This window comes from Kribbella sp. CA-247076 (assembly GCF_050942445.1).
In the GTDB taxonomy this organism is placed as follows: domain Bacteria; phylum Actinomycetota; class Actinomycetes; order Propionibacteriales; family Kribbellaceae; genus Kribbella.
The window spans coordinates 4,043,060-4,065,849 of the sequence record NZ_CP192051.1 but is presented as its reverse complement, the minus strand read 5'-3'; the positions used below and the strand labels follow the sequence as shown (position 1 = coordinate 4,065,849).

Sequence of the window (22,790 nt, the reverse complement as noted above, 5' to 3'; positions counted from 1 at the left end):
TAGGGTGGACGGGTGGCTGATCCGTCGTCCTATCGTCCCGCTCCGGGCTCGATCCCCGACTCACCTGGCGTCTACCGCTTCAGCGACTCCGCCGGGCGGGTGATCTACGTCGGCAAGGCGAAGAACCTGCGGGCCCGGCTGTCGTCGTACTTCCAGGATCTGGTGAACCTGCACCCCCGGACGCAGGCGATGGTGACGACGGCGGCGAAGGTCGAGTGGACCGTGGTCGGCAGCGAGGTCGAGTCGCTGCAGCTGGAGTACTCCTGGATCAAGGAGTACGACCCGCGCTTCAACGTGAAGTACCGCGACGACAAGTCGTACCCGTGGCTCGCGATCACCCTCAACGAGGACTACCCGCGGGTGATGGTCGGCCGCGGCCCGAAGAAGAAGGGCGTGCGGTACTTCGGCCCCTACAGCCACGCCTGGGCGATCCGGGAGACCGTCGACCTGCTGCTGCGGGTTTTCCCGATGCGCTCGTGCAGCAAGGGCGTGTTCAACCGGCACCGCCAGATCGGCCGGCCCTGCCTGCTCGGCTACATCGGCAAGTGCGCGGCGCCGTGCACGGGCCAGGTCAGCCAGGAGGAGCACCGCAGGATCGTCGAGGACTTCAGCGCGTTCCTGTCCGGCCAGACCGCGACGTACGTCCGCCGGCTGGAGAAGGAGATGAAGGCGGCCGCGGCCGAGCTCGAGTACGAGCGGGCCGCGAAGATCCGCGACGACCTGGCCGCGTTGGAGAAGGCGCTGGCGAAGAACGCGGTCGTCCTCGGCGACGGCACCGACACCGACGTGATCGCGCTCAGCGAGGACCCGCTCGAGGTCGCCGTACAGATCTTCTACGTCCGCGGCGGCCGGATCCGCGGTGAGCGCGGGTGGATCGCGGACAAGGCCGACGGCACCGCGACCACCGGCGACCTGGTGTCCCGGTTCATCCAGCAGACGTACGCCGGGGACTCCGGCGACGCGATCCCGCGGGAGATCCTGGTGCCGACCGAGCCCGAGGACGCGGCCGCGCTGACCGAGTGGCTGTCCGAGCTGCGCGGCTCGAAAGTGTTCATCCGGGTGCCCCAGCGCGGCGACAAGAAGGCGCTGATGGAGACCGTGGCGCGGAACGCGCTGCAGACGCTCACCATGCACAAGACCAAGCGGGCCAGCGACCTGACCACCCGGAATCAGGCGCTGGAGGAGATCCAGGCCGGTCTCGACCTGCCCGAGGCGCCGCTGCGGCTGGAGTGCTACGACGTCTCGAACCTGCAGGGCACCGAGGTCGTCGCCTCGATGGTGGTGTTCGAGGACGGCCTGCCGCGCAAGAGCGAGTACCGGCGGTTCGTGATCAAGGGCGTGGACGGGCAGAACGACGTCGCCTCGATCGCCGAGGTGCTCACCCGGCGGTTCAAGCGCCTGCTGGACGAGCGAGCGACCGTGCCGGACGACGAAGACCCGGCGGCCACCCTGATCGATCCGGAGACCGGGCGGGCCCGCAAGTTCTCCTACGCGCCCGGGCTGGTCGTGGTCGACGGCGGTCCGCCGCAGGTCGCGGCCGCGCGGCAGGCGCTGGACGAGCTCGGCCTCGGCGACATCCCGGTCTGCGGCCTGGCCAAGCGGCTGGAGGAGGTGTGGGTGCCGGACGAGGAGGACCCGGTGATCTTCTCCCGGACGTCGGAGGGCCTCTACCTGCTGCAGCGGCTGCGCGACGAGGCGCACCGGTTCGCGATCACGCACCACCGCAACCGCCGGTCCAAGTCGATGGTGGAGAGCGTGCTCGACGACGTGCCAGGGCTCGGCGAGGTCCGCCGCAAGACGCTGCTGCGGCACTTCGGTTCACTGAAGAAGCTGCGGCAGGCGACCGTCGACGAGGTGGCCGGCCTGCCCGGGTTCGGCCGGCGTACGGCGGAATCCGTCGTACTGGCGGTGAACGCTGCCGCAACGAACGCCGACACCGGCCGGGCGCCCGCGGTGAACATGGCGACAGGCGAGATACTGGACGACGACGTCCCGGCGCCGGCCGGACTGCGGCCGGACGACACGGCCGACGGGGATCCAGGGAGAACAGAGAACTGATGGCGGACCAGAGCGGCAATCTCATCATCGTGTCCGGGATGTCGGGCGCGGGACGGAGTTCGGTCGCGGACGTGCTGGAGGACCTCGGCTGGTTCGTGGTGGACAACCTGCCGCCGACGTTCCTGACCACCATCGTCGACCAGGTCGTCGGCACCGGTGCGTCGCCGCGGCTCGCGGTCGTCGTCGACGTCCGGACCGGGATGTTCTTCGACGAGCTGCCGCAGGCGGTGCACGACCTGCGGCTCAAGGGGTACCGCCCGGTGACGGTCTTCCTCGAGGCCTCCGACGACGTGATCGTCCGGCGGCAGGAGAGCGTCCGCCGGCCGCACCCGTTGCAGGGCGAGGGCCGGCTGCTGACCGGGATCCAGCGCGAGCGCGAGCTGCTCGGCGACATCCGGGCCGGCGCGGACCTGGTGATCGACACCTCGAACCTGAACATCCACCAGCTCGCCGCGAAGATCGTGAACGCGTTCGGCGACGAGGAGAACGCCGAGCTCCGGGCCACCGTCGTGTCGTTCGGGTTCAAGTACGGCATCCCGGTCGACGCCGACGTGGTCGCCGACATGCGCTTCGTGCCGAACCCGTACTGGCAGCCCGACCTGCGGCCGATGACCGGGCAGGACCGTCCTGTGTCAGACTTCGTCCTCGGCCATCCGCTCGCCCAGCAGTTCCTGCAGAACTACGTGGACGTGCTGGACACCCTGCGGACCGGCTACCTGAACGAGGGCAAGCGCTTCGTCACCGTCGCGATCGGCTGCACCGGGGGTAAGCACCGCAGCGTGGCGATGGCCGAGGAGATCGCCCGCCGGCTGCGTGAGAAAGGGTCACCGACGTTGGTCGTACACCGGGATCTGGGGCGGGAGTGAGTCGGAGCCCCTGGGACAGCTCTGCCCGCGGAGAGCGCGGGCCGGGGGACTCCGGCGTGTCGTCTGGGGGGCGACCCCCAGACCCCCGCTCGGCACCCCGGGTCGTAGCCCTAGGCGGAGGACATGGACTGGCAGCCTCCCTGTCCGCGCTGCGCCATGTCACCGACCAGCTGACCGCGGTCGTCACGGTCGCCGACAACGGCGGTTCGTCCGGTCGGCTGCGCAGCGAGCTCGGGGTGCTGCCGCCGGGGGATCTGCGGATGGCGCTGGCCGCGCTGTGCCGTGACGACGAGTGGGGCCGGACGTGGGCCGACGTACTGCAGCACCGGTTCCGCAGTGACGGTGCCCTGCACGACCACGCCGTCGGCAACCTGCTGATCGTGGCGTTGTGGGAGTTGCTCGGTGAGGCGGTCGACGGACTCGACTGGGTCGCCCGGCTGCTCGGTGCGCAGGGCCGGGTGTTGCCGATGTCCGCCGTACCGCTGGACATCACCGCGCGGGTGCTCGGGCTGGACCCGGAGCACCCGGAGGCGATCACCGAGATCCGCGGTCAGGCCGAGGTGGCGACCACCGAGGGACATGTGGTCGACGTCGCCCTCGACCCGGCCGACCCGCCGGCCTGCCCGGAGGCGCTGGTGGCCGTCGCGGAAGCCGACTGGGTCGTGGTCGGTCCCGGCTCCTGGTTCACCTCGGTGATCCCGAACCTGCTGGTCCCGGCGCTGTGCCGCGGTCTCGAGCAGACCAGCGCGCGCCGCGTACTCACGCTGAACCTGGGGGAGCAGAAGGGCGAGACCGACGGCTTCTCCCCGGAGACCCACCTCGAGGTCCTGGCGGCGCACGCCCCCGACCTGCGGATCGACGTGGTCCTCGCCGACGAGGGCCACGTCCCCGATCCACAGTCCCTGCACCGTACGGCGGAATCCCTCGGCGCCGACCTGGTCATCGCCGACATCGCCGACGACGACCGCCACCTCCACCACGCCCCCGACAAACTCGCCAAGGTCTTCAAGGAGATCTTCGCCTGACCCCGCTCACCGCTCCGGCGCCGGCGGCAGGTTGACGGCGAACGGCAGTTCGCGGTCGAGGACCTTCCTGCCGTCGGTGGTGAAGCCAAGGATCCGGGGCTTCTTGGCCGTCCGCCCCGGCGTGATGCTGCTGCGGCCCTTCGGCGCGCCGAGGGTGTAGAAGCCGTCGGCGCCGATCAGCGCCTGCCGGACCAGTTTCTCGTCCGGGATGTCCACCAGGACGCGGCGGACGTCGCCGGGGACCCTGAGTCCGTCGGCGGTGCCGGAGCGGAAGACGATCCCGCCTCTCGGCGCGACGGTGACGGGGAACCGTCCGTACGACCTGTTCGGGCCCGCCGGAGCGTCGTACCACGTGCAGTGCGCCCCGAGGCGGCGGTCCGGAGAGATCAGAACCGCCGCGAGGTTGCGCGCGTCGCCGGTCTTGACCGCCACGCTCCACTGCTGCGTGAGCGTACCCGGCCTGTTCCACGGCTTGGGATCCCAGGTCGGGAGCCTGTCGAGCGTTATGCAGCCGGCGATGATCTCGCGGTCGCTCAGCGGACTGACCGGTGGTGCGGGCGCGATGACCTTGCCCGTTTCCACATCGACGGACGTGACGCCCGTCGGCATGCCCGCCGGGCCGATGGTCTCGGGACGGGTGGCCGACCAGGTGGTGATGCCGCCGATGATCGCCGCGGTGGTGAGGGCGACCGTGCCCGCGGTGGCGATGCGCCGGCGGCGGACCGACCGGCGGCCGCGGCGGACGATGTCGTCGACGGAGTGGTGCAGCGGCTGGTCCGTGTCGTCGGACGCGGCGGTCAGCAGGCGCTCGATGTCGCTCACGAGGCGCACCTTTCGTTCAGGCCGAGGAGGTCGCGCAACTGGACGAGACCCCGGGAGGTTTGGCTCTTCACGGCGCCTTCGCCGATGCCGAGGATCTCGGCGGTCTGCTCGACGCTGAGATCGGCGTAGTGCCGCAGCACGACGCAGGCGCGCTGACCGGGTGCCATGGCGGCGAGCGCGTCGATCACAACCGAGCGGTCGTCGATCGCCTGCAGCGGATCGGGTGCGACCCGGAGGTCGTCACCGACCTCGTCCAGGTGTTCCCGCCGCCACGGTTTGCGCGACTGGTCCAGGACGGCGGTGACCACTGCCTTGTGGGCGTAGCCGACCAGGCCGTCGCCGCGGTCGATGCGGGTCCACCGGCGGTAGACCTTGACCAGGGCGTCCTGGGCCGCGTCCTCGGCGCGATGCCAGTCACCGCACATCAGGTACGCCGTACGCCGGAGCCGGCGGACCGTCACGGCCGCGAACTCGGTGAACTCGGCTTCGTCGCGTGCTCTCATACCCCTCCTGTCGTCATTCTCGCCGATGGAACGCGACTACCCCGCCGGAAGGTTGCACGACCCGTAACAGGGCACCGTCCGTTCCGTTGGACTGGTGTGGCCCGGAGGGTCTTTGACAACGGTGGGAGGATGCCTTCATGGCGATGACAGCACAGGTGAAGTCCGAGTTGACCAGCATCCAGGTCACGAAACCCTGTTGCCGCAAGGCCGAGGTGTCGTCCGTGCTCCGGTTCGCCGGCGGCCTGCACCTCGTCTCCGGACGGATCGTCGTCGAGGCCGAGCTGGACAGCGGCGCCGCCGCCCGCCGGCTGCGCAAGGACATCGCCGAGATCTTCGGCCACCCGTCGGACGTGGTGGTCATCTCCCCGTCCGGAATCCGTAAGCAGACCAAGTACGTCGTCCGCGTGGTCCGGGACGGGGACGCGCTGGCCCGGCAGACCGGCCTGGTCGACAACCGCGGCCGGCCGGTGCGCGGACTGCCGCCAGCGGTCGTGTCGGGCGCTTCGTGTGACGCGGTCGCGGCCTGGCGGGGCGCGTTCCTCGCCCACGGCTCGCTGACCGAGCCGGGCCGGTCGTCGTCGCTCGAGGTGACCTGCCCGGGTCCCGAGGCCGCGCTCGCGCTGGTCGGTGCGGCCCGTCGGCTCGGGATCGGGTCGAAGGCGCGCGAGGTGCGCAACGTGGACCGCGTCGTCATCCGCGACGGTGACGCGATCGGCGCGCTGCTGACCCGGCTCGGAGCGCACGAGTCGGTGCTGGCGTGGGAGGAGCGGCGGATGCGCCGCGAGGTGCGCGCGACCGCGAACCGGCTGGCGAACTTCGACGACGCCAACCTGCGTCGTTCGGCCCGGGCCGCGGTGGCCGCCGGCGCACGCGTCGAGCGGGCCCTGGAGATCCTCGGCGACGACGTCCCCGACCACCTGCAGGTGGCCGGCAAGCTGCGGCTCGAGCACAAGCAGGCCAGCCTCGAGGAGCTCGGCCAGTTGCACGAGCCGGCGCTGACCAAGGACGCGGTCGCCGGCCGGATCCGGCGCCTGCTGGCGATGGCCGACAAGCGCGCCGCCGACCTCGGCATCCCGAACACCGAAGCCAGCCTCACCCCCGAGATGCTCGACCCGGCCTGATCCGGCCGTCTCACCATGCGGCGGGCCCGCGGCGGACGGCCGGTGGCCCGGCGGGGACGCCGTACGGCGGGGTGGGGGAGTCCGGGAGGCGGGCGGGACGTGTACCAGCAGGTGGTCTGGTCTGGGACAGTTGGTGAGACGCTGGTGGTCTGATGTGGACGGTACCAGTTGGCCGAGTGGGCTCTTGGGCTAGTGTTCGGGCTGTAGCGGCAGTGCTCGAAAGCTAGATCTGAGGAGACGCAGTCCCGTGACCGTTCGCGTAGGTATCAACGGCTTCGGCCGCATCGGCCGTAACTTCTTCCGCGCCGTGCAGGCGTCCGGTGCCGACATCGAGGTCGTCGCCGTCAACGACCTGACCGACAATGAGACCCTCGCTCACCTGCTGAAGTACGACTCGATCCTGGGCCGCTTCCCCGGTGAGGTCTCCGCGACCGAGGACGACATCACCGTCGCCGGTCACAGCATCAAGGCGTACGCCGAGCGCGACCCCGCGAACCTCAAGTGGGCCGACGTCGGCGCCGACGTGGTGATCGAGTCGACCGGCTTCTTCACCGACGCCACCAAGGCCAAGACGCACGCCGACAACGGCGCCAAGAAGGTCATCATCTCCGCCCCGGCGAAGAACGAGGACCTGACCGTGGTGATGGGCGTGAACCACGAGCTGTACGACGCCGAGAAGCACACCGTGATCTCGAACGCGTCCTGCACCACCAACTGCATCGCCCCGCTGGCCAAGGTCCTGAACGACGCGTTCACGATCGAGCGCGGCCTGATGACCACGATCCACGCCTACACCCAGGACCAGAACCTGCAGGACGGCCCGCACAAGGACCTGCGCCGCGCCCGTGCCGCCGCGCTGAACATCGTGCCGACCTCCACCGGCGCGGCCAAGGCGATCGGCCTGGTGCTGCCGGAGCTGAAGGGCAAGCTGGACGGCTACGCGCTGCGGGTCCCGACCCCGACCGGCTCGGCCACCGACCTGACCGTCACGGTCGGCCGCGAGGTCAGCGTGGACGAGGTCAAGGAGGCCTACAAGGCCGCGGCCGCCGAGGGCTCGCTGAAGGGCTACCTGACCTACACCGAGGACGAGATCGTCTCCACCGACATCGTCACCGACCCGGCGTCCTGCATCTTCGACGCGGGCCTGACCAAGGTGATCGGCGACCAGGTCAAGGTCGTCGGCTGGTACGACAACGAGTGGGGCTACTCGAACCGGCTCGTCGACCTGGTCAACCACGTCGGCGCCTCGCTCTGACACCTGCACGCGCGACAGCCTGCGCCCGGACCGGCCCACCGCCGGCCCCGGGCGCAGGCCCATGCCTGAGCCGCAAGGATTGCTGAACTGTGAAGACCATCGAAGACCTCGGGGACGTGGCCGGCCTGCGGGTGCTGGTGCGCTCCGACCTGAACGTTCCGATCAAGGACGAGACGATCGGCGACGACGGCCGGATCCGGGCCAGCGTGCCGACGCTGGTGAAGCTGGCCAAGGCCGGCGCGAAGGTGATCGTGACCGCGCACCTCGGCCGGCCCAAGGGTCAGCCGAACCCGGAGTTCACCCTGGCCCCGGTGGCGAAGCGGCTCGGCGAGCTGCTGCAGCCGGAGGGCATCACCGTCCACTTCGCCGCCGACGTCACCGGTGACAGCGCGCAGTCCGCCGTCCAGGACCTCGACGAGGGCGAGGTGCTGCTGCTCGAGAACGTCCGGTACGACGCCCGCGAGGAGAGCAAGGACGAGGCGCAGCGCGACCAGCTGGCCGACGAGCTCGCGGCGCTGGCCGACGTGTTCGTCAGCGACGGCTTCGGTGTCGTCCACCGCAAGCAGGCCAGCGTGTACGACGTGGCCCGCAAGCTCCCGCATGCCGCCGGCGGCTTGGTGCTCGCCGAGGTCGACGTACTGGAGAAGCTGACCGAGAGCCCCGAGCGGCCGTACGTCGTCGTGCTCGGCGGTGCCAAGGTGTCGGACAAGCTGGCCGTGATCGACAACCTGCTGGCCAAGGCCGACAAGCTGCTGATCGGCGGCGGCATGGTCTTCACCTTCCTCAAGGCGCAGGGCCACGAGGTCGGCAAGAGCCTGCTCGAGGAAGACCAGCTCGACACGGTCAAGGGCTACCTGGAGGCGGCGCAGGCCAAGGGTGTCGAGATCGTGCTGCCGACCGACATCGTGGTCGCGCCCGAGTTCAAGGCCGACGCACCGGCCACGGTGGTGGCCGCGGACGCGATCCCGGCCGACCAGCTCGGCCTCGACATCGGCCCGGAGTCCGGCAAGGCGTTCGCGGCCGAGATCGCCGGCGCGAAGACGGTGTTCTGGAACGGCCCGATGGGCGTCTTCGAGATGGCCGCGTTCGCCGGCGGAACGAAGGCGGTCGCGCAGGCGTTGACCGAGGTGGACGGCCTCAGCGTGGTCGGCGGCGGTGACTCGGCCGCGGCGGTGCGCCAGCTAGGCTTCGCCGACGACGCCTTCGGGCACATCTCCACCGGCGGTGGGGCGTCGCTCGAATACCTGGAGGGCAAGGAGCTCCCGGGTCTCGCCGTACTGGAAGAGGACTGACACCCGATGACCGACAGCGCAGCTGCCCGGACGCCGTTGATGGCGGGCAACTGGAAGATGAACATCAACCACGTCGAGGCCGTGCACCTGGTGCAGAAGCTGTCGTGGACGCTGCAGGACAAGAAGCACGACTTCGAGCGGGTCGAGGTCGCGGTGCTGCCGCCGTTCACCGACCTGCGCAGCGTGCAGACGCTGGTCGACGGCGACCGCATGAAGATCCGGTACGGCGCCCAGGACGTGTCCACGCACGACGCGGGCGCGTACACGGGTGAGATCTCGGCCGCGATGCTGGCCAAGCTCGGCTGCAGCTACGTGCTCACCGGGCACTCCGAGCGCCGGCAGTACCACAACGAGGACGACGCGCTGGTCAACGCCAAGACGGTCAAGGCGCTCGAGGCCGGGCTGACCCCGATCGTCTGTGTCGGCGAGGGCCTGGAGATCCGCAAGGCCGACGGGCACGTCGACCACTGCCTCGGCCAGATCGACGGCGCGCTCGCCGGGCTGAAGCAGGACGACGTCCGCAAGCTGGTGATCGCCTACGAGCCGGTGTGGGCGATCGGCACCGGCGAGGTGGCCACGCCGGAGGACGCGCAGGAGGTGATCGCCGCGATCCGGGGCCGGCTCGAGGAGACGGTCTCACCGTCGGTGGCCGACTCGGTACGGATTCTTTACGGGGGGTCGGTGAAGATGGCCAGCGCAGGTGGCATCATGGCCCAACCGGATGTCGACGGCTGCCTGGTCGGAGGTGCGAGCCTCCAGGTGGACGAGTTCGCCGGTATCTGCCGTTACCTGGACCTTCAGTTAGGCTACTCCTCGTGATTCTCGCTTTCTCGATCGTCGTGATCGTCTGCAGCCTCATCCTCACGCTGCTCGTGCTGCTGCACAAAGGCCGCGGTGGCGGCCTGTCGGACCTGTTCGGTGGCGGGGTGTCGTCCAGCCTGGGCGGCTCGTCGGTCGCCGAGCGGAACCTGGACCGGATCACGATCGGTGTCGGTCTGATCTGGTTCGCCGCCATCGTCGCGCTCGGCCTGCTCTACAAGCTCGGCTGAGGGGACGGGTTCCCGTGGCTGGTGGTGGCAGTGCGATTCGTGGCAGCCGGGTCGGTGCGGGCCCGATGGGCGAGGCGGAGCGCGGCGACACCGCGCCCCGGCAGCGCATCGTGTTCTTCTGCGCCAACGGGCACGAGACCGCGACGGTGTTCGCGGTCGAGGCCTCCATCCCGGAGGCGTGGGACTGTCCGCGGTGCGGTCTGCCGACCAGCACCGACGTGAACAACCCGCCCCCGCCGCCGAAGATCGAGCCCTACAAGACGCACCTGGCGTACGTGAAGGAGCGGCGCAGCGAGCAGGAGGCGGCCGAGATCCTCGAGGAGGCGCTGGAGAAGCTCCGCGCCCGGCGCGCCCGCGGCGAGGTCATCTTCTAGCAGCACACGCAACAGCCCGGACCCTCAAGGCGGGTTCACGTGGTCGTCGCAACACCTCGATCTGAGGAGTTGCGGCGGCCATGTCGTTTGTGGAGGACCTGGAGGAGTACGGGGATGGGTTGTTGCGGTTGGTGGATGCCGGTGTTGGGGTAGTGGCGGCGTGTAGGTCGTTGGGGATCGCGCGTGGTCGGGGTTATGAGATTTTGCGGTCGTTGGGGCGTGGGCGGGGCCCGAAGACGGTGATCACCGACGCGTTGCGTGCTCAGGTGGTGGCGGTGTTCGGCCGGTCGGGCAGTATCAACCGTGCTGCGATTGACAGCGGGCTGAGTCATGATGCTGCCCGGCGGATTCTGGTTGCGGCTGGGCTGGTCGGTGCGGCGAAGGCTGCATATGGCAAGGCGCAGGCGAAGGCGCGGTTCGCGGAGCTGGTTGAGGCGGGCTGGTCAGTGGCTCGCGCGGCCGATGAGGTGGGCGTGAACGTGCGCACCGGGCAGGACTGGCGTCTGGGGGTCCGCAAGGTGGGCAACACGCGGATCCATGCCGACGGGCTGGTCGTGGACTACGGCACCGGAACCCGGTATTTCACTGCCGTGCCCCGGTCTGTTGATGGTGTGATCAGTGAGCGTTACTTGTCGTTGGACGATCGGCTGGCGATCGCCGACGGGCTGGTCAACAAGCTCACGCTGACCGCGATCGCGGCCGGCATCGGGAAGAACAAGTCCACGGTGTCGCGCGAGGTGGCCGCGCACAGCGTCGAAGGGATCTATCTGCCCCACCAGGCCCACCGCGACGCTGCGACGGCCAGGGCCCGGCCCAAGACCTCCAAGCTGCTCACCGATCCCGCCTTGCGCGCCCAGGTCGTACTGGGCCTGGAGAAGAAGTTGTCTCCAGAACAGATCTGCAACAGGCTCGTCAAAGACTTCCCCGACGACGAGAGCATGCGTGTGAGCCACGAAACGATCTACCAGGCGCTCTACTTTCAGGCCCGCGGCGGACTCAAACGCGAGCTCGTCACCGCGCTGCGCACCGGCCGGACCCGCCGCAAACCCCAACGCCGGCCCGACCAGCGCCAGTCCCGGTTCGTCGACGACATGCTCATGATCTCCGAGCGCCCGGCCGAGATCGAAGACCGCGCTGTTCCTGGTCACTGGGAAGGCGATCTGATCATGGGCGAAGGCAACCGGTCCGCGATCGCGACCCTGGTCGAACGCACCACCCGCTACACACTGCTGGTCCACCTGCCCGGCAGCCACGAAGCCGAACCCGTCCGCGACGGCCTCATCAAAGCGATGCAGACCCTGCCCGAACACCTGCGCGGCTCGCTGACCTGGGACCAGGGCTGCGAAATGGCCCGCCACAAACAATTCACCATCGCTACCGACATGACCGTCTACTTCTGCGACCCACACTCACCCTGGCAACGCGGCACCAACGAAAACACCAACGGACTCCTGCGCCAGTACTTCCCCAAAGGCACCGACCTGTCCGTCCACGGCCCCGAAGACCTCGAACACGTCGCCCAGGAACTCAACGCCAGACCACGCAAAACGCTCGACTGGGACACCCCAGCCGAGCGCTTGCGTGATCTACTCACTACCTAGAAACCAACACGGTGTTGCAACGACCCCTAGAAACCGCCCAACGGTCCGGGCTGTTCGTGTTTCAGGCCTGCCGGGCGAAGAGCTGGTTGAGCTCGGCCTGGGGGATCTGGCCGGCGGCGAAGTCGAGGGTGCCGGTGGTGAGGAGCTCCTGCGCGGCCCGTCGTACCAGTCGGCCGCACTCACGTCGAACCGGGGAACCCCGCGTCGCACGCGCGTCCGCGCCCGGGACGCCAGTTGCCGCGACGCGGTCGCCGACCGGTCCAGGATCCCGGCGATCTCGTCGAAGGTCAGGTCGAACACGTCGTGTAGCACGAAGGCGATCCGCTCCGGTGGCGTCAGCGTCTCCAGCACGATCAGCATCGCGGTCTGGACGGACTCCTTCAACGCGAGCCGATCGTCGGGACCAGGTTGCGCATCGGGCCCCACCAGCGGCTCCGGCAGCCAGGTCCCGAGGTAGCGCTCACGCCGTACCCGGGCCGACTTCAGCTCGTCCAGGCAGATCCGGGACACGACGGTCGTCAACCAGCGCCGGACGTCCTCGATCGCGTCGCCGTCGTGGCGGCGCAGGCGCAGGTAGGCCTCGTGGACCGCGTCCTCGGCCTCGGACACCGAGCCGAGCAGCCGGTACGCGACCGCCATCAGGTAGTTGCGGTGATCCCGCCACGCCTCCGGATCGATGTCCATGCGCCCAAGGCTGTCACATCCGCGCGAGCTGTCTCGTCGTAGACCGACCGTACGCCGACCGGAAGGAAACGCTCTCGTGATCGACCCATGGTGGCCGCTGGCAACTTTGGCCTTCGTGCAGTTCGGGGACGCCGTCCTGTGCTACAAGCCCGTCGCCTTCGTCCGCAATTGTCTGACCAACGTCCGGTTCCCGCAGCGGTTCTGGCCGGTGCTGACGCCGTTGAAGCTCGCGGCGGCAGCAGGGCTGATCATCGGCATCTGGGTGACCTGGCTGGCCGTCCTCACGGCGGCGGCCCTCGTCGGCTACTTCCTGGTCGCGATCGGCGCACACCTCAGGGCGCGCGACTTCGGCCGTGACCTGTTCGTCAACGCCACAGGGATGCTGGCGCTCTGTGTCGCGACGCTCGTGTTCGTGCTCGCGGCAGCGTGACCTGGTCGTCAGGTGCCGATGTCGCCGGCGGACGCGTCGTCGAGCAGCCAGAGCGTCCGGTCGAGACCGTGGACGCCGGCGGCGGGGATCAGGTGCCGGTCAGTGTCGGCCAGGGCCCGGCCGACCGTGTTCGCCTTGTCCTCACCGGAGACGACGAACCAGGCCTCGTGCGCCCGGTTCAGCGCCGGGAAGGTCAGCGAGATCCGGGTCGGCGGCGGCTTGGGGGAGTCGTGCACGGCGATCGCGGCGACGTCCTCGGAGTCCAGCCCGGCGTGCTCCGGGAAGAGCGACGCGACGTGCCCGTCCGGACCGACCCCGAGCAGCAGTACGTCGAACGTCGGTACGCCGTCCCGGTCGTCCGGACCTGCCGCCTTCGCCAACTCGTCCGCGTAGGCCGCTGCGGCTGCCTCGGCTCCTTGACCGGTGTCTGCGGCCATCGGGTGGACGCGGGCCGGGTCGACGTCCACGTGGTCGAGCAACGCTTCCCGGGCCTGCGTCTCGTTACGCTCCGGGTCGCCCTCGGGCAGGAACCGCTCGTCACCCCACCAGAACTCGACCCGCCGCCAGTCGATCGCGTTCCGGGCCGGCGACTCGGCGACGGCCCGGTAGACGACCGCGGCGACCCGGCCGCCGGTCAGCACGACCTGAGCGACCCGGCCGGTGCTCTGGACGTCGACCAGCCGGGTGATGAGCCGGGCCGCGACGGCGTGGGCCAGGCCCTCGGCGTCGCGGTTGACCAGCACCGACGGACGGCTCATGTCCGCCCCGCCACCCTCTTACCCGTGCCCTTCTTGGCAGCCTTCTTCGTCCCCGCGCCCCTCGACGCAGCGCTCTTCGACCCCGCGGCGCTCTTCGACGTTGACTTCTTCGCGGCCGTCTTCTTCCGGGCGGTGGTCGACTTCTTCGCGACGGCCTTCTTCACCGCCGCCTTCTTGGCCGTACCCGTCGTCGGCTCGGCCTTGCCGTTGCCGCTGCTGTTCGGGTCCGCCGTCCGGCTGGCCGCCGCGGACGCCGCGGTCTGCGCCGACCGTCGATCCGCCGCGCTGACCTTCTTCTCGTCGGCCGGCATGCTCTCGCGCTCGACCATGCACGCCAGCGTGTGCGCGTACACGTCGTCCGGGTCGAGCCGCCGCAACTCCTCGCTCAACAGCTCGGACGTCGTACGGCGTTTCAACGCCACCGGCCGATCCGGCTGCCCCGGCACGCTGAACGTCGCGACCGCGCCGTCCGGACGCGTCAACGAGATCGGGCCGGTCGGCGTGAACAGCCGGGCCGCGGTGATCCCCGGGCCACGGGACGTCTTCTGCTCGACCGCGACACCGAGCCGCTGCTGCAGCCAGGCCGCCATCAGGTCCGCGCTCGGGTTGCCCTTGGCCGAGACGACCTCGGCGCCGGTCACCTTCGTCGGGTACTGGTCGAGGGCCGCGGCCATCAGTGCGCGCCACGGGGTCAGCCTGGCCCAGGCGAAGTCCGTGTCACCCGGCTGGTAGCCCTCGGCCCGCGCGCTGAAGTCCACGGAGGCCCGACGGGTCGCAGCCGCGTCGGTGACCCGGCGTCGGCCGAGCCGGCCCAACGGGTCGTCGGCCGGTACCTTCGGCCCGCCGCCCGGCCACCACACGATGACCGGCGAGTCCGGCAGCAGCAGGGGAGTGATGACGGACTCGGGCACCTTCGCCAGCTCGCCGTGCAGCCGGAGCAGCACGGCCTCGCCCGGGATGCCCTCGCCCACCCGCACCTCGGCGTCCAGGCCGGACGACGAGCCCCGGCCGGGACGCAGGATCGCGACCAGCACGCGGGACGGGTGCTCGCGGCCGGCCTCGTTCGCGGCCTTCATCGCGTCGTGGTGAGAGGCTTCGTCGACGACCACGACGATCGTGCCGACCATGCCCATGGCGGGCGAGCCCGCGTTCCGGCGGGCCCGCAGCAGGGCCGAGGCGATCTCGCTCGAGGTCGTGTCGGTCAGATCGATGATCATGGCCGCCTCCAGGCGCGTCCGTCGCGAGCCAGCATCTCGTGGGCGGAGTCCGGTCCCCAACCACCGGACTCGTACTGCTCCGGGGTGCCGTGCGCGGCCCAGTAGTTGATGACCGGGTCGAGGATCTTCCAGCCCAGCTCCACCTCGGTGTGCTGCGGGAACAGCGGCGGGTCGCCCAGCAGCACGTCGAGGATCAGCCGCTCGTACGCCTCCGGGGAGGACTCGGTGAAGGAGCCGCCGTACGCGAAGTCCATGTTCACGTCGCGGATCTCCATCGCGGTGCCGGGCACCTTCGCGCCGAAGCGCATGGTGATGCCCTCGTCCGGCTGGATCCGCAGGACCAGGGCGTTCTGGCCCAGCTCCTCGGTCTCGGTCTTGGTGAACGGCAGGTGCGGCGCGCGCTTGAACATCACCGCGACCTCGGTGACCCGGCGGCCGAGCCGCTTGCCGGTCCGCAGGTAGAACGGCACACCCGCCCACCGGCGCGTGTCCACGTCCACCCGGAGCGCCGCGAACGTCTCGGTCGCGGAGTCCTTCGGGATCGCGTCCTCCTGCAGGTAGCCCTTGACCTTCACGCCGCCGGCCCAGCCGGGGGCGTACTGACCGCGGGCGGTGTGCAGGTCGAGGCGGTCGGGCAACTTCACCGCCGCCAGCACCTTCTTCTTCTCCTGCCGCAGCGACCAGGCGTCGAAGCTGACCGGCTCCTCCATCGCGACCAGCGCGAGCAGCTGGAGCAGGTGGTTCTGGATCACGTCGCGGGCCGCGCCGATGCCGTCGTAGTACCCGGCCCGGCCGCCGATGCCGATGTCCTCGGCCATGGTGATCTGCACGTGGTCGACGTAGTGGCTGTTCCAGACCGGCTCGAACATCGAGTTGGCGAACCGCAGCGCCAACATGTTCTGCACGGTCTCCTTGCCGAGGTAGTGGTCGATCCGGAAGACCGCCTCCGGCGGGAACACCGACTCGACCACCTGGTTCAGCTCACGCGCACTCTTCAGGTCGTGACCGAACGGCTTCTCGATCACCACCCGCCGCCACGAGCCCGGGACCTCGTCGGTCAGGCCGTGCTCGGACAGCTGGCGGACGACCTCCGGGAACAGCCCCGGCGGGATGGACAGGTAGAACGCGTGGTTGCCACCGGTCCCGCGGTTCACGTCCAGCTCGTCCACGGTCTCCCGCAGCCGCTTGAACGCCTCGTCGTCGGTCAGGTCGCCCGGCACGAACCGGAAGCCCTCGGCGAGCTGCTGCCAGACCTCCTCGCGGAACGGCGTCCGGGCGTGCTCCTTGACCGAGTCGTGCACGATCTGGGCGAAGTCCTGGTTGGTGTAGTCGCGCCGGGCGAAGCCGACCAGGGCGAAACCCGGGGGCAGCAGCCCCCGGTTCGCCAGGTCGTACACCGCCGGCATCAGCTTCTTGCGGGCCAGGTCACCGGTGACGCCGAAGATCACCAGGCTGCAGGGCCCGGCGATCCGCGGGAGCCGGCGGTCCTGCGGATCCCGCAGCGGGTTGACCGGGCCGGTCAGCTCTTCGTCGAGCTCAGCGGTCATCAGCCGCTTCCCTCCGAGACTTGTCTTAGTTGCCGAACAGGGAAAGGAGTTGCTGTACGCCGTTCGCGGGGTCGGTCAGGTGGAGCCGCAGGACCGGGCGGCCGCGCTCGGCCAGCACGTTGGCGTCCCCGGCCGCCTGGGCCGAGATCAGCGTGCCGAAGGTGAACGGACGGTCGGGAATCTCCACGTCGTCCGGGTGCGCCGCGGTGATCTGCAGGAACACGCCCTCCGGGTGGCCGCCCTTGTGGTACTGGCCGGTGGAGTGCAGGAACCGCGGACCCCAGCCGAAGGTCACCGGACGGCCGGTCCGGGTCGCGAGCGCCGGCCGGACCCCGGCCAGCGCAGCGTCCCGCTCGGAGTCCAGGTACGCCATCACGGCCAGGTAGTCCTTGTCGTCGAGCTTGCCGAGCAGTACGTCGACCGCGCCCTGCAGCGAGTCGACACCGTCCAGCAGGCCTTCCGACCCACGAACCTCGACCGAGCCGTCGGTGAACGCGGCCGGCTCCGGCTCGGGCTGCGCGTCGAGCAGACCACGAGCGGCCTGCTTGGCGCTCTCCACGTCCGGCTGGTCGAACGGGTTGATCCCCAGCAGGTAGCCGGCCACCGCGGTCGCCGTCTCCCACAACAGGAACTGTCCGCCGAGCGAGCCGGTGGTCACGACCGTCGGCGTACCCGAGGCGACGCTGGCCGCGCTTGTGTCGGCCGCGAGCACCGCGTGCACGAGGTCGCCCGCGCCGCTGTGCAGCTCCGGCGCCTCCAGGCTCTCGACCGCGATCGGCAGTACGCCGGTGCCGTTCTTACCGGTGCTCTCCGCGATCAGCTGCTCGGCCCAGTCCGGGAACCCGACGATCGACGAGCCACCGGACGCGATGACGACCTTGTCCCGGCCCGGGCTCGCGGCGAGGACGGCGCCGAGGACGAGCGCCGGGTTGGACGCGTCGTCGGCCCGCAACGCCGGAGCCGCCTCGGCGGCCTGGTCGAGCAGCTCAGCGACGTCCGCGCCGGCCAGCGCCGACGGGACCAGACCGAACGCCGTCAGCGCGCTGTAGCGGCCGCCGACGTGCGGGTCGGCCAGGAACGTCTTGCGATAGCCCTCGTCCGCCGCCAGCTTCTCGAACGGCGAACCCGGGTCGGTCACGACGACGATCCGGCCGGCCGGGTCGATCCCCGCGTCGGTGAACGCCTTGACGAACGCCCGCCGGTGGCTGTCGGTCTCGACCGTGCCACCGGACTTGCTGGACACCACCACGACCGTCTTCTGCAGGTCGCCGGCCAGCGCCCGGCCGACCACGCTCGGGTCGGTCGAGTCCAGGACGACCAGGTCGACGCCGGCCGTCCGGGTGATCACCTCGGGCGCCAGCGACGAGCCGCCCATGCCGGACAGCACGATCCGGTCCAGGCCCTCGGACCGGAGGTCGGCCTGCAGGGACTCGATCTCGGCCAGCAGCGGCCGCGAGGACTCGTGCAGGTCGACCCAGTTCAGCCGGATGGCCGACTCGGACTCGGCCTCGGGACCCCAGGTGGTGGCGTCCTTGGCCGCGATCCGGGAGGCGATCTTCTCGTCGACCAGCCGGTCCACGACCTCGCGCCAGCCCTCGCCGTACGCGTTGACAGTCAGCTCGGTCACTTCTCGGCACCCTTCAGCGCACTCTTGAGGGCCGCGGTGACCGTGTCCTGCAGCTCCGACCACGAGGCATCGAACTTCGCCACGCCCTCGTCCTCGAGCACCTGGACCACCTCGTCGTACGAGATGCCCAGCTTCTCCAGGTCGGCGATGACCTTGCGGTCGGCGTCGTAGTTCCCGCGGACGGTGTCGCCGGTGATCTCGCTGTGCTCCGCGGTCGCCTTGATGGTTGCCTCGGGCATCGTGTTGACCACGCCCCGGGTGACCAAGTTGTCGACGTACAGGGTCGGCGGGTAGTCCGGGTCCTTGACACCGGTGGAGGCCCACAGCGGCCGCTGCGGCTTGGCGCCGGCGGTCTCCAGCTCACGCCAGCGGTCGGAGGAGAAGATCTCCTCGTACGCCTCGAACGCCAGCCGGGCGTTGGCGATCGCGGCCTTGCCCTTCAGCGCCTTCGCCTCATCGGTGCCGATCGCGTCGAGCCGCTTGTCGACCTCGGTGTCCACCCGGCTGACGAAGAACGACGCGACGCTGCCCAGCTTGGTGACGTCGTGACCGTTCTCGATCGCCTTCTCCACGCCGGACAGGAACGCGTCCGCGACCGCCTTGTAGCGCTCCAGGGAGAAGATCAGCGTGACGTTCACGCTGATGCCCGCGGCCAGCGTCTCGGTGATCGCCGGCAGGCCCGGCTCGGTGGCCGGGATCTTCACGAACACGTTGTCCCGGCCGACGGTCTCCCACAGCTCCTTGGCCTGGGCGATCGTCTTCTCGGTGTCCCGCGCGAGACCGGGCTCGACCTCGATCGAGACCCGGCCGTCGACGGTCTCGGTGTCGTCGTACACCGGCTTGAACAGGTCCGCGGCGTCCCGGACGTCGTCGGTGGTGATGGCCCGGATGGCCTCGTCGGTCGAGACCCCCTCGGCGGCCAGCCGGGTCACCTGGTCGGCGTACGCGTCGGCGTCGGAAATGGCCTTGGCGAAGATCGTCGGGTTGGTGGTCACCCCGCTGATGTGCGAGTCGTGGATCAGCGTCTCCAGGCCGCCGCTGGTGAGCCGCTGCCGGGAGAGGTCGTCGAGCCAGATGGAGACACCCGCGTCGGCGAGTGCTTTCAAGCGGTCGTTCATGTCCGAAGCCCTCCGAAATGTTCTGTTGTGGTGGTGTCAGTTGCGCTCGTTGGTGGCGTCGGCATCGGGGTCGGCGCTCACCGCCGGGTCGTCGCCGGGGCCGATCCCGCCCGCCGGACGGCGGCCGGCCGGGACCCCGGAGCCGCCGATTTCCGCGGCGGCGGCGATGCTGTCCTTGGCGGCCTGGACGACGGCGTCGGCGGTGATGCCGAACTCGTCGTACAGGACCTTGTAGTCGGCGGAGGCGCCGAAGTGCTCGAGGCTCACGCTCCGGCCGGCGTCACCGACGACCTCGCGCCAGCCCAGCGCGATCCCGGCCTCGACCGAGACCCGCGCCCGGACCTCCACCGGGATCACCGAGTCGCGGTAGGCGTCGTCCTGCTCGTCGAACCACTCCCGCGACACCATCGACACGACCCGGGCCTTGATGCCCTCGTCGGCCAGCCGGTTCCGGGCCTCGACCGCGAGCTGCACCTCCGAGCCGGTGCCGATCAGCACCACGTCCGGCGTGCCGTCGGTGTCGAGCAGCGTGTAGCCGCCCTTCTTCACGTTCTCCGTGGTCGCGAAGCCGTCGGTGCCGCGCGGGAACACCGGCACGTTCTGCCGGGTCAGCGCCAGGCCGGCCGGGCGGTCGGTGTGCTCGAGGATCGCGGCCCACGCGGCCGTGGTCTCGTTCGCGTCCGCGGGGCGGACGACGTCCAGGCCGGGGATCGCCCGCAGCGCCGCCAGGTGCTCGATCGGCTGGTGGGTCGGACCGTCCTCGCCGAGGCCGATCGAGTCGTGCGTCCACACGTACGTGACCGGCAGCTTCATCAGCGCGGCCAGCCGGACCGCCGGCCGCATGTAGTCGCTGAAGACCAGGAACGTGCCGCCGTACGGGCGGGTGCCGCCGTGCAGCGCGATGCCGTTGAGGATCGAGCCCATGCCGTGCTCGCGGATGCCGAAGTGCAGCACCCGGCCGTACTCGTCGCCCTGGAACTCCTTGGTGGAGAACTCCGCCGGGACGAACGACGGCTGGCCCTTCGGGGTGGTGTTGTTCGAGCCCGCTAGGTCGGCCGAACCGCCCCAGAGCTCGGGCAGACCGGGCGTCAGCTTGGTCAGCACCTCACCGGACGCGGCCCGGGTGGCGACGCCCTTCGCGTCGGCGTCCCAGCTCGGCAGCACGTCCTGCCAGCCGGCCGGGAGCTCACGGTTCTCCAGCCGGGTGAACAGCTCGGCCCGCTCCGCGTTCGCGGACTTCCAGGCCTCGAAGCCGGTGGTCCACTCGTCCTGGACGGCCTTGCCGCGCTCGAGCGCCCTGCGGGTGTGCGCGAGCACGTCGTCGGCGACCTGGAAGCTCTGCTCCGGGTCCCAGCCGAGGATGGTCTTGGTCGCGGCCACCTCCTCGGCACCGAGGGCGGAGCCGTGGATCTTGCCGGTGTTCTGCTTGTTCGGGGCCGGCCAGCCGATGATCGTGTGCAGCCGGATGAAGCTCGGCCTGTCGGTCACCGCGCGGGCCGCCTCGAGGGCGTCGTACAGGGCCTGGACGTCCTCGGAGTAGCCGGTGCCGCCCGCGGTCCAGTCGACGGTCTGGACGTGCCAGCCGTACGCCTCGTAGCGCGCCGCCACGTCCTCGGAGAACGCGATGTCGGTGTCGTCCTCGATCGAGATCTTGTTGGCGTCGTAGATCACCGTCAGGTTGCCGAGCTTCTGGTGACCGGCCAGCGAGGACGCCTCGGACGAGACACCTTCCTCGAGGTCGCCGTCGGAGGCGATCACGTAGATCTGGTGGTCGAACAGGCTCTCGCCCTTCGGCGTCTCCGGGTCGAACAGGCCGCGCTCCCGCCGGGCCGCCATCGCCATCCCGACCGCGTTGCCGACGCCCTGGCCGAGTGGGCCGGTGGTGGTCTCGACGCCCTTGGTGTGGCCGTGCTCCGGATGGCCCGGGGTCAGGCTGCCCCACGTCCGCAGCGCCTTCAGGTCGTCCAGCTCCAGGCCGAACCCGGCCAGGTACAGCTGGATGTACAGGGTGAGGCTGGAGTGCCCGGCCGACAGGACGAACCGGTCGCGGCCGGCCCACGTCGGGTCCGCCGGGTTGTGCCGCATCACCTTCTGGAACAGCAGGTACGCCGCCGGCGCCAGGCTCATCGCCGTACCGGGGTGTCCGTTTCCGACCTTCTCGACCGCGTCCATCGCGAGCACCCGCACGGTGTCGACCGCGCGCTGGTCGAGCTCGGTCCATTCAAGCTTCGGGCTGGTCTTCTCCGTCACGCCGGCGGCGCTCCTCTCGATGGCTGCGAACACTCCTGTGATCCCTCTCAGGAGCCTACTCGCCAGCACGTTTCAGGTTCCTCACGGACCACCAACTCGAACAGGCCCGTCGTTGTTCCCGGGGGGTGGTCAAGCACTCCTACGGGGCGTCGTAGACTGTCGAACCGTCAGCGCCGGTGCTGCCGGCGTCAATCCACTGAGTTCGAGGTGTTCGTGACGGCCGTCGACCCGCGTCCAGCCGCGACGACGTCGTACCCGGCGCCGCTGCCGGACGGCACAGCAGGACTGCGTCCGTCGGTGCGCGACGTGGTGAAGGCGTACGTCGGTCTGACCAAGCCGCGCATCATCGAGCTGCTGCTGATCACCACGGTCCCGGTGATGTTCCTGGCCGCCGGGGGAGTGCCCGGGCTCGGCGTCGTCGCCGCCACCCTGGTCGGCGGCATCCTCGCGGCCGGCAGCGCGAACACCATCAACTGCGTGCTCGACCGCGACATCGACGAGCAGATGCGCCGGACCCGCCGGCGCCCGCTGCCCCGGCACGCGGTCAGCCCGCGGTCGGCGACGATCTTCGGGATCGTCCTCGGCGTCCTGGCCACCCTCGAGCTCGGCTTGTTCGTGAACTGGCTGTCGTCGGCGCTGGCGCTCGCGGCGAACGCGTTCTACGTCTTCGGTTACACCATGGTGCTCAAGCGCCGGACCGTGCAGAACATCGTCTGGGGCGGGATCGCCGGCTGCTTCCCGACGCTGATCGGCTGGACCGCGGTCACCAACGAGCTCGCCTGGACGCCGTTCGTGCTGTTCGGCGTGGTGTTCTTCTGGACGCCGCCGCACACCTGGGCGCTGGCCATGCGCTACCGCGACGACTACGCCTCGGTCGACGTGCCGATGCTGCCAGTGGTCGCCACCCCGGTCGCGACCGCCCGCCAGATCATGGCGTACTCGGTGGTCATGGTGGCCACCTCGATCGCGCTCTGGCCGGTCGCCGGCACCGGCTTCGTCTACCCGCTGGCCGCGATCGCGCTCGGCGTCGTCTTCCTCCGCGAGGCCCGCGGACTGTTGCTCAGGGCCCACACCGGCGCCGAGGGCGCGGCCCTGCGGCCGATGCGGTTGTTCCACTTCTCCAACATCTATCTGGCCCTGCTGTTCATCGCCGCGGCCGTCGACCCGCTGCTGCACTGAGCGTCGCCCTGCCT

At 70.2% G+C, this 22,790-nt stretch carries 21 protein-coding genes; 12 read left to right on the top strand and 9 right to left on the bottom strand.

Annotated features, from left to right (window positions below; translation table 11 throughout):
- The first annotated feature begins 12 nt into the window (after nucleotides 1-12).
- From uvrC to ACQPYZ_RS19275, 3 genes are read left to right on the top strand one after another with little or no spacing between them, the layout of a single operon-like run.
- Nucleotides 13-2,058: an excinuclease ABC subunit UvrC gene (gene uvrC, locus ACQPYZ_RS19285; protein WP_433157629.1), complete on the top strand. Its 2,046-nt coding sequence runs from the start codon at nucleotides 13-15 to the stop codon at nucleotides 2,056-2,058.
- Complete coding sequence (gene rapZ, locus ACQPYZ_RS19280) at nucleotides 2,058-2,924, top strand: RNase adapter RapZ (protein ID WP_433157626.1); 867 nt, start codon at nucleotides 2,058-2,060, stop codon at nucleotides 2,922-2,924. The genes uvrC and rapZ overlap by 1 nt, the downstream gene beginning before the upstream one ends.
- Before the next feature lie 56 nt (nucleotides 2,925-2,980).
- On the top strand, nucleotides 2,981-3,949 hold the full coding sequence (locus ACQPYZ_RS19275; RefSeq protein ID WP_433157623.1) for a gluconeogenesis factor YvcK family protein: 969 nt from the start codon (nucleotides 2,981-2,983) through the stop codon (nucleotides 3,947-3,949).
- Between the two features lie 6 nt (nucleotides 3,950-3,955).
- Here the strand turns inward: ACQPYZ_RS19275 and ACQPYZ_RS19270 are convergent, their stop codons facing one another.
- Both ACQPYZ_RS19270 and ACQPYZ_RS19265 read right to left on the bottom strand, forming a co-directional pair.
- Nucleotides 3,956-4,771, bottom strand: coding sequence for a hypothetical protein (locus ACQPYZ_RS19270; protein ID WP_433157621.1), 816 nt, complete (start codon nucleotides 4,769-4,771; stop codon nucleotides 3,956-3,958).
- A complete protein-coding gene (locus tag ACQPYZ_RS19265; RefSeq protein ID WP_433157618.1) occupies nucleotides 4,768-5,274 on the bottom strand; it encodes a SigE family RNA polymerase sigma factor in 507 nt (168 codons plus the stop codon). The genes ACQPYZ_RS19270 and ACQPYZ_RS19265 overlap by 4 nt, the downstream gene beginning before the upstream one ends.
- Nucleotides 5,275-5,411: 137 nt before the next feature.
- On the opposite strand from ACQPYZ_RS19265, the gene whiA reads away from it, so the two are divergent.
- The 7 genes from whiA to ACQPYZ_RS19230 all read left to right on the top strand — a co-directional run bounded on the left by whiA (nucleotide 5,412) and on the right by ACQPYZ_RS19230 (nucleotide 11,966).
- Nucleotides 5,412-6,395, top strand: a complete 984-nt coding sequence (whiA, locus tag ACQPYZ_RS19260) for a DNA-binding protein WhiA (protein ID WP_433157616.1) — start codon at nucleotides 5,412-5,414, stop codon at nucleotides 6,393-6,395.
- A 247-nt stretch (nucleotides 6,396-6,642) separates the two neighbouring features.
- The gene (gene gap, locus ACQPYZ_RS19255) at nucleotides 6,643-7,650 is read left to right on the top strand and encodes a type I glyceraldehyde-3-phosphate dehydrogenase (protein WP_433157613.1); all 1,008 of its coding nucleotides are present in this window, start codon (nucleotides 6,643-6,645) and stop codon (nucleotides 7,648-7,650) included.
- An 89-nt stretch (nucleotides 7,651-7,739) separates the two neighbouring features.
- Nucleotides 7,740-8,942 (top strand): phosphoglycerate kinase, encoded by a 1,203-nt coding sequence (locus tag ACQPYZ_RS19250; RefSeq protein ID WP_433157610.1) that lies wholly within the window; start codon nucleotides 7,740-7,742, stop codon nucleotides 8,940-8,942.
- Between the two features lie 6 nt (nucleotides 8,943-8,948).
- Entirely contained in the window at nucleotides 8,949-9,761 is an 813-nt protein-coding gene (gene tpiA / locus ACQPYZ_RS19245) for a triose-phosphate isomerase (protein WP_433157607.1), read from the top strand.
- Nucleotides 9,758-9,991, top strand: a complete 234-nt coding sequence (gene secG, locus ACQPYZ_RS19240) for a preprotein translocase subunit SecG (RefSeq protein WP_132145086.1) — start codon at nucleotides 9,758-9,760, stop codon at nucleotides 9,989-9,991. Before tpiA ends, secG begins: the two co-directional genes overlap by 4 nt.
- A 65-nt stretch (nucleotides 9,992-10,056) precedes the next feature.
- Nucleotides 10,057-10,365: an RNA polymerase-binding protein RbpA gene (locus ACQPYZ_RS19235; protein WP_242001882.1), complete on the top strand. Its 309-nt coding sequence runs from the start codon at nucleotides 10,057-10,059 to the stop codon at nucleotides 10,363-10,365.
- Between the two features lie 425 nt (nucleotides 10,366-10,790).
- On the top strand, nucleotides 10,791-11,966 hold the full coding sequence (locus ACQPYZ_RS19230; protein WP_433169721.1) for an IS30 family transposase: 1,176 nt from the start codon (nucleotides 10,791-10,793) through the stop codon (nucleotides 11,964-11,966).
- Here ACQPYZ_RS19230 and ACQPYZ_RS19225 read toward each other — a convergent pair.
- A complete protein-coding gene (locus ACQPYZ_RS19225) occupies nucleotides 11,952-12,650 on the bottom strand; it encodes a sigma-70 family RNA polymerase sigma factor (protein WP_433157603.1) in 699 nt (232 codons plus the stop codon). The two genes, ACQPYZ_RS19230 and ACQPYZ_RS19225, sit on opposite strands and share 15 nt — an antisense overlap.
- A 76-nt stretch (nucleotides 12,651-12,726) precedes the next feature.
- Here ACQPYZ_RS19225 and ACQPYZ_RS19220 point away from each other — a divergent pair, with 76 nt between their 5' ends.
- Nucleotides 12,727-13,080: a DoxX family protein gene (locus ACQPYZ_RS19220; protein WP_433157600.1), complete on the top strand. Its 354-nt coding sequence runs from the start codon at nucleotides 12,727-12,729 to the stop codon at nucleotides 13,078-13,080.
- A gap of 8 nt (nucleotides 13,081-13,088) precedes the next feature.
- Here the strand turns inward: ACQPYZ_RS19220 and pgl are convergent, their stop codons facing one another.
- From pgl to tkt, 6 genes are read right to left on the bottom strand one after another with little or no spacing between them, the layout of a single operon-like run.
- Entirely contained in the window at nucleotides 13,089-13,838 is a 750-nt protein-coding gene (pgl, locus tag ACQPYZ_RS19215) for a 6-phosphogluconolactonase (protein WP_433157597.1), read from the bottom strand.
- Nucleotides 13,835-15,055: a glucose-6-phosphate dehydrogenase assembly protein OpcA gene (locus tag ACQPYZ_RS19210; protein ID WP_433157595.1), complete on the bottom strand. Its 1,221-nt coding sequence runs from the start codon at nucleotides 15,053-15,055 to the stop codon at nucleotides 13,835-13,837. The genes pgl and ACQPYZ_RS19210 overlap by 4 nt, the downstream gene beginning before the upstream one ends.
- A complete protein-coding gene (gene zwf, locus ACQPYZ_RS19205) occupies nucleotides 15,052-16,602 on the bottom strand; it encodes a glucose-6-phosphate dehydrogenase (RefSeq protein ID WP_433157593.1) in 1,551 nt (516 codons plus the stop codon). The genes ACQPYZ_RS19210 and zwf overlap by 4 nt, the downstream gene beginning before the upstream one ends.
- A 25-nt stretch (nucleotides 16,603-16,627) precedes the next feature.
- Nucleotides 16,628-18,229 carry a glucose-6-phosphate isomerase gene (locus ACQPYZ_RS19200; protein ID WP_433157590.1) on the bottom strand — a complete coding sequence of 534 codons (1,602 nt, stop codon included), beginning with the start codon at nucleotides 18,227-18,229 and terminating at the stop codon, nucleotides 16,628-16,630.
- Nucleotides 18,226-19,347 carry a transaldolase gene (gene tal / locus ACQPYZ_RS19195; RefSeq protein ID WP_433157588.1) on the bottom strand — a complete coding sequence of 374 codons (1,122 nt, stop codon included), beginning with the start codon at nucleotides 19,345-19,347 and terminating at the stop codon, nucleotides 18,226-18,228. The genes ACQPYZ_RS19200 and tal overlap by 4 nt, the downstream gene beginning before the upstream one ends.
- 36 nt (nucleotides 19,348-19,383) lie before the next feature.
- A complete protein-coding gene (gene tkt / locus ACQPYZ_RS19190; RefSeq protein ID WP_433169720.1) occupies nucleotides 19,384-21,519 on the bottom strand; it encodes a transketolase in 2,136 nt (711 codons plus the stop codon).
- 285 nt (nucleotides 21,520-21,804) lie between these two features.
- On the opposite strand from tkt, the gene ACQPYZ_RS19185 reads away from it, so the two are divergent.
- Nucleotides 21,805-22,776 carry a heme o synthase gene (locus ACQPYZ_RS19185; RefSeq protein WP_433157586.1) on the top strand — a complete coding sequence of 324 codons (972 nt, stop codon included), beginning with the start codon at nucleotides 21,805-21,807 and terminating at the stop codon, nucleotides 22,774-22,776.
- Nucleotides 22,777-22,790: the final 14 nt, after the last annotated feature.

What these genes read in the sequence shown, in the direction of transcription:
- ACQPYZ_RS19210 (WP_433157595.1), bottom strand. Translation starts at nt 15,055, where the DNA reads ATGATCATCGATCTGACCGACACGACCTCGAGCGAGATCGCCTCGGCC.
- ACQPYZ_RS19235 (WP_242001882.1), top strand. Translation starts at nt 10,057, where the DNA reads ATGGGCGAGGCGGAGCGCGGCGACACCGCGCCCCGGCAGCGCATCGTG.
- whiA (WP_433157616.1), top strand. Translation starts at nt 5,412, where the DNA reads ATGGCGATGACAGCACAGGTGAAGTCCGAGTTGACCAGCATCCAGGTC.
- tkt (WP_433169720.1), bottom strand. Translation starts at nt 21,519, where the DNA reads ATGGACGCGGTCGAGAAGGTCGGAAACGGACACCCCGGTACGGCGATG.
- ACQPYZ_RS19265 (WP_433157618.1), bottom strand. Translation starts at nt 5,274, where the DNA reads ATGAGAGCACGCGACGAAGCCGAGTTCACCGAGTTCGCGGCCGTGACG.
- rapZ (WP_433157626.1), top strand. Translation starts at nt 2,058, where the DNA reads ATGGCGGACCAGAGCGGCAATCTCATCATCGTGTCCGGGATGTCGGGC.
- tpiA (WP_433157607.1), top strand. Translation starts at nt 8,949, where the DNA reads ATGACCGACAGCGCAGCTGCCCGGACGCCGTTGATGGCGGGCAACTGG.
- tal (WP_433157588.1), bottom strand. Translation starts at nt 19,347, where the DNA reads ATGAACGACCGCTTGAAAGCACTCGCCGACGCGGGTGTCTCCATCTGG.
- ACQPYZ_RS19225 (WP_433157603.1), bottom strand. Translation starts at nt 12,650, where the DNA reads ATGGACATCGATCCGGAGGCGTGGCGGGATCACCGCAACTACCTGATG.
- pgl (WP_433157597.1), bottom strand. Translation starts at nt 13,838, where the DNA reads ATGAGCCGTCCGTCGGTGCTGGTCAACCGCGACGCCGAGGGCCTGGCC.
- zwf (WP_433157593.1), bottom strand. Translation starts at nt 16,602, where the DNA reads ATGACCGCTGAGCTCGACGAAGAGCTGACCGGCCCGGTCAACCCGCTG.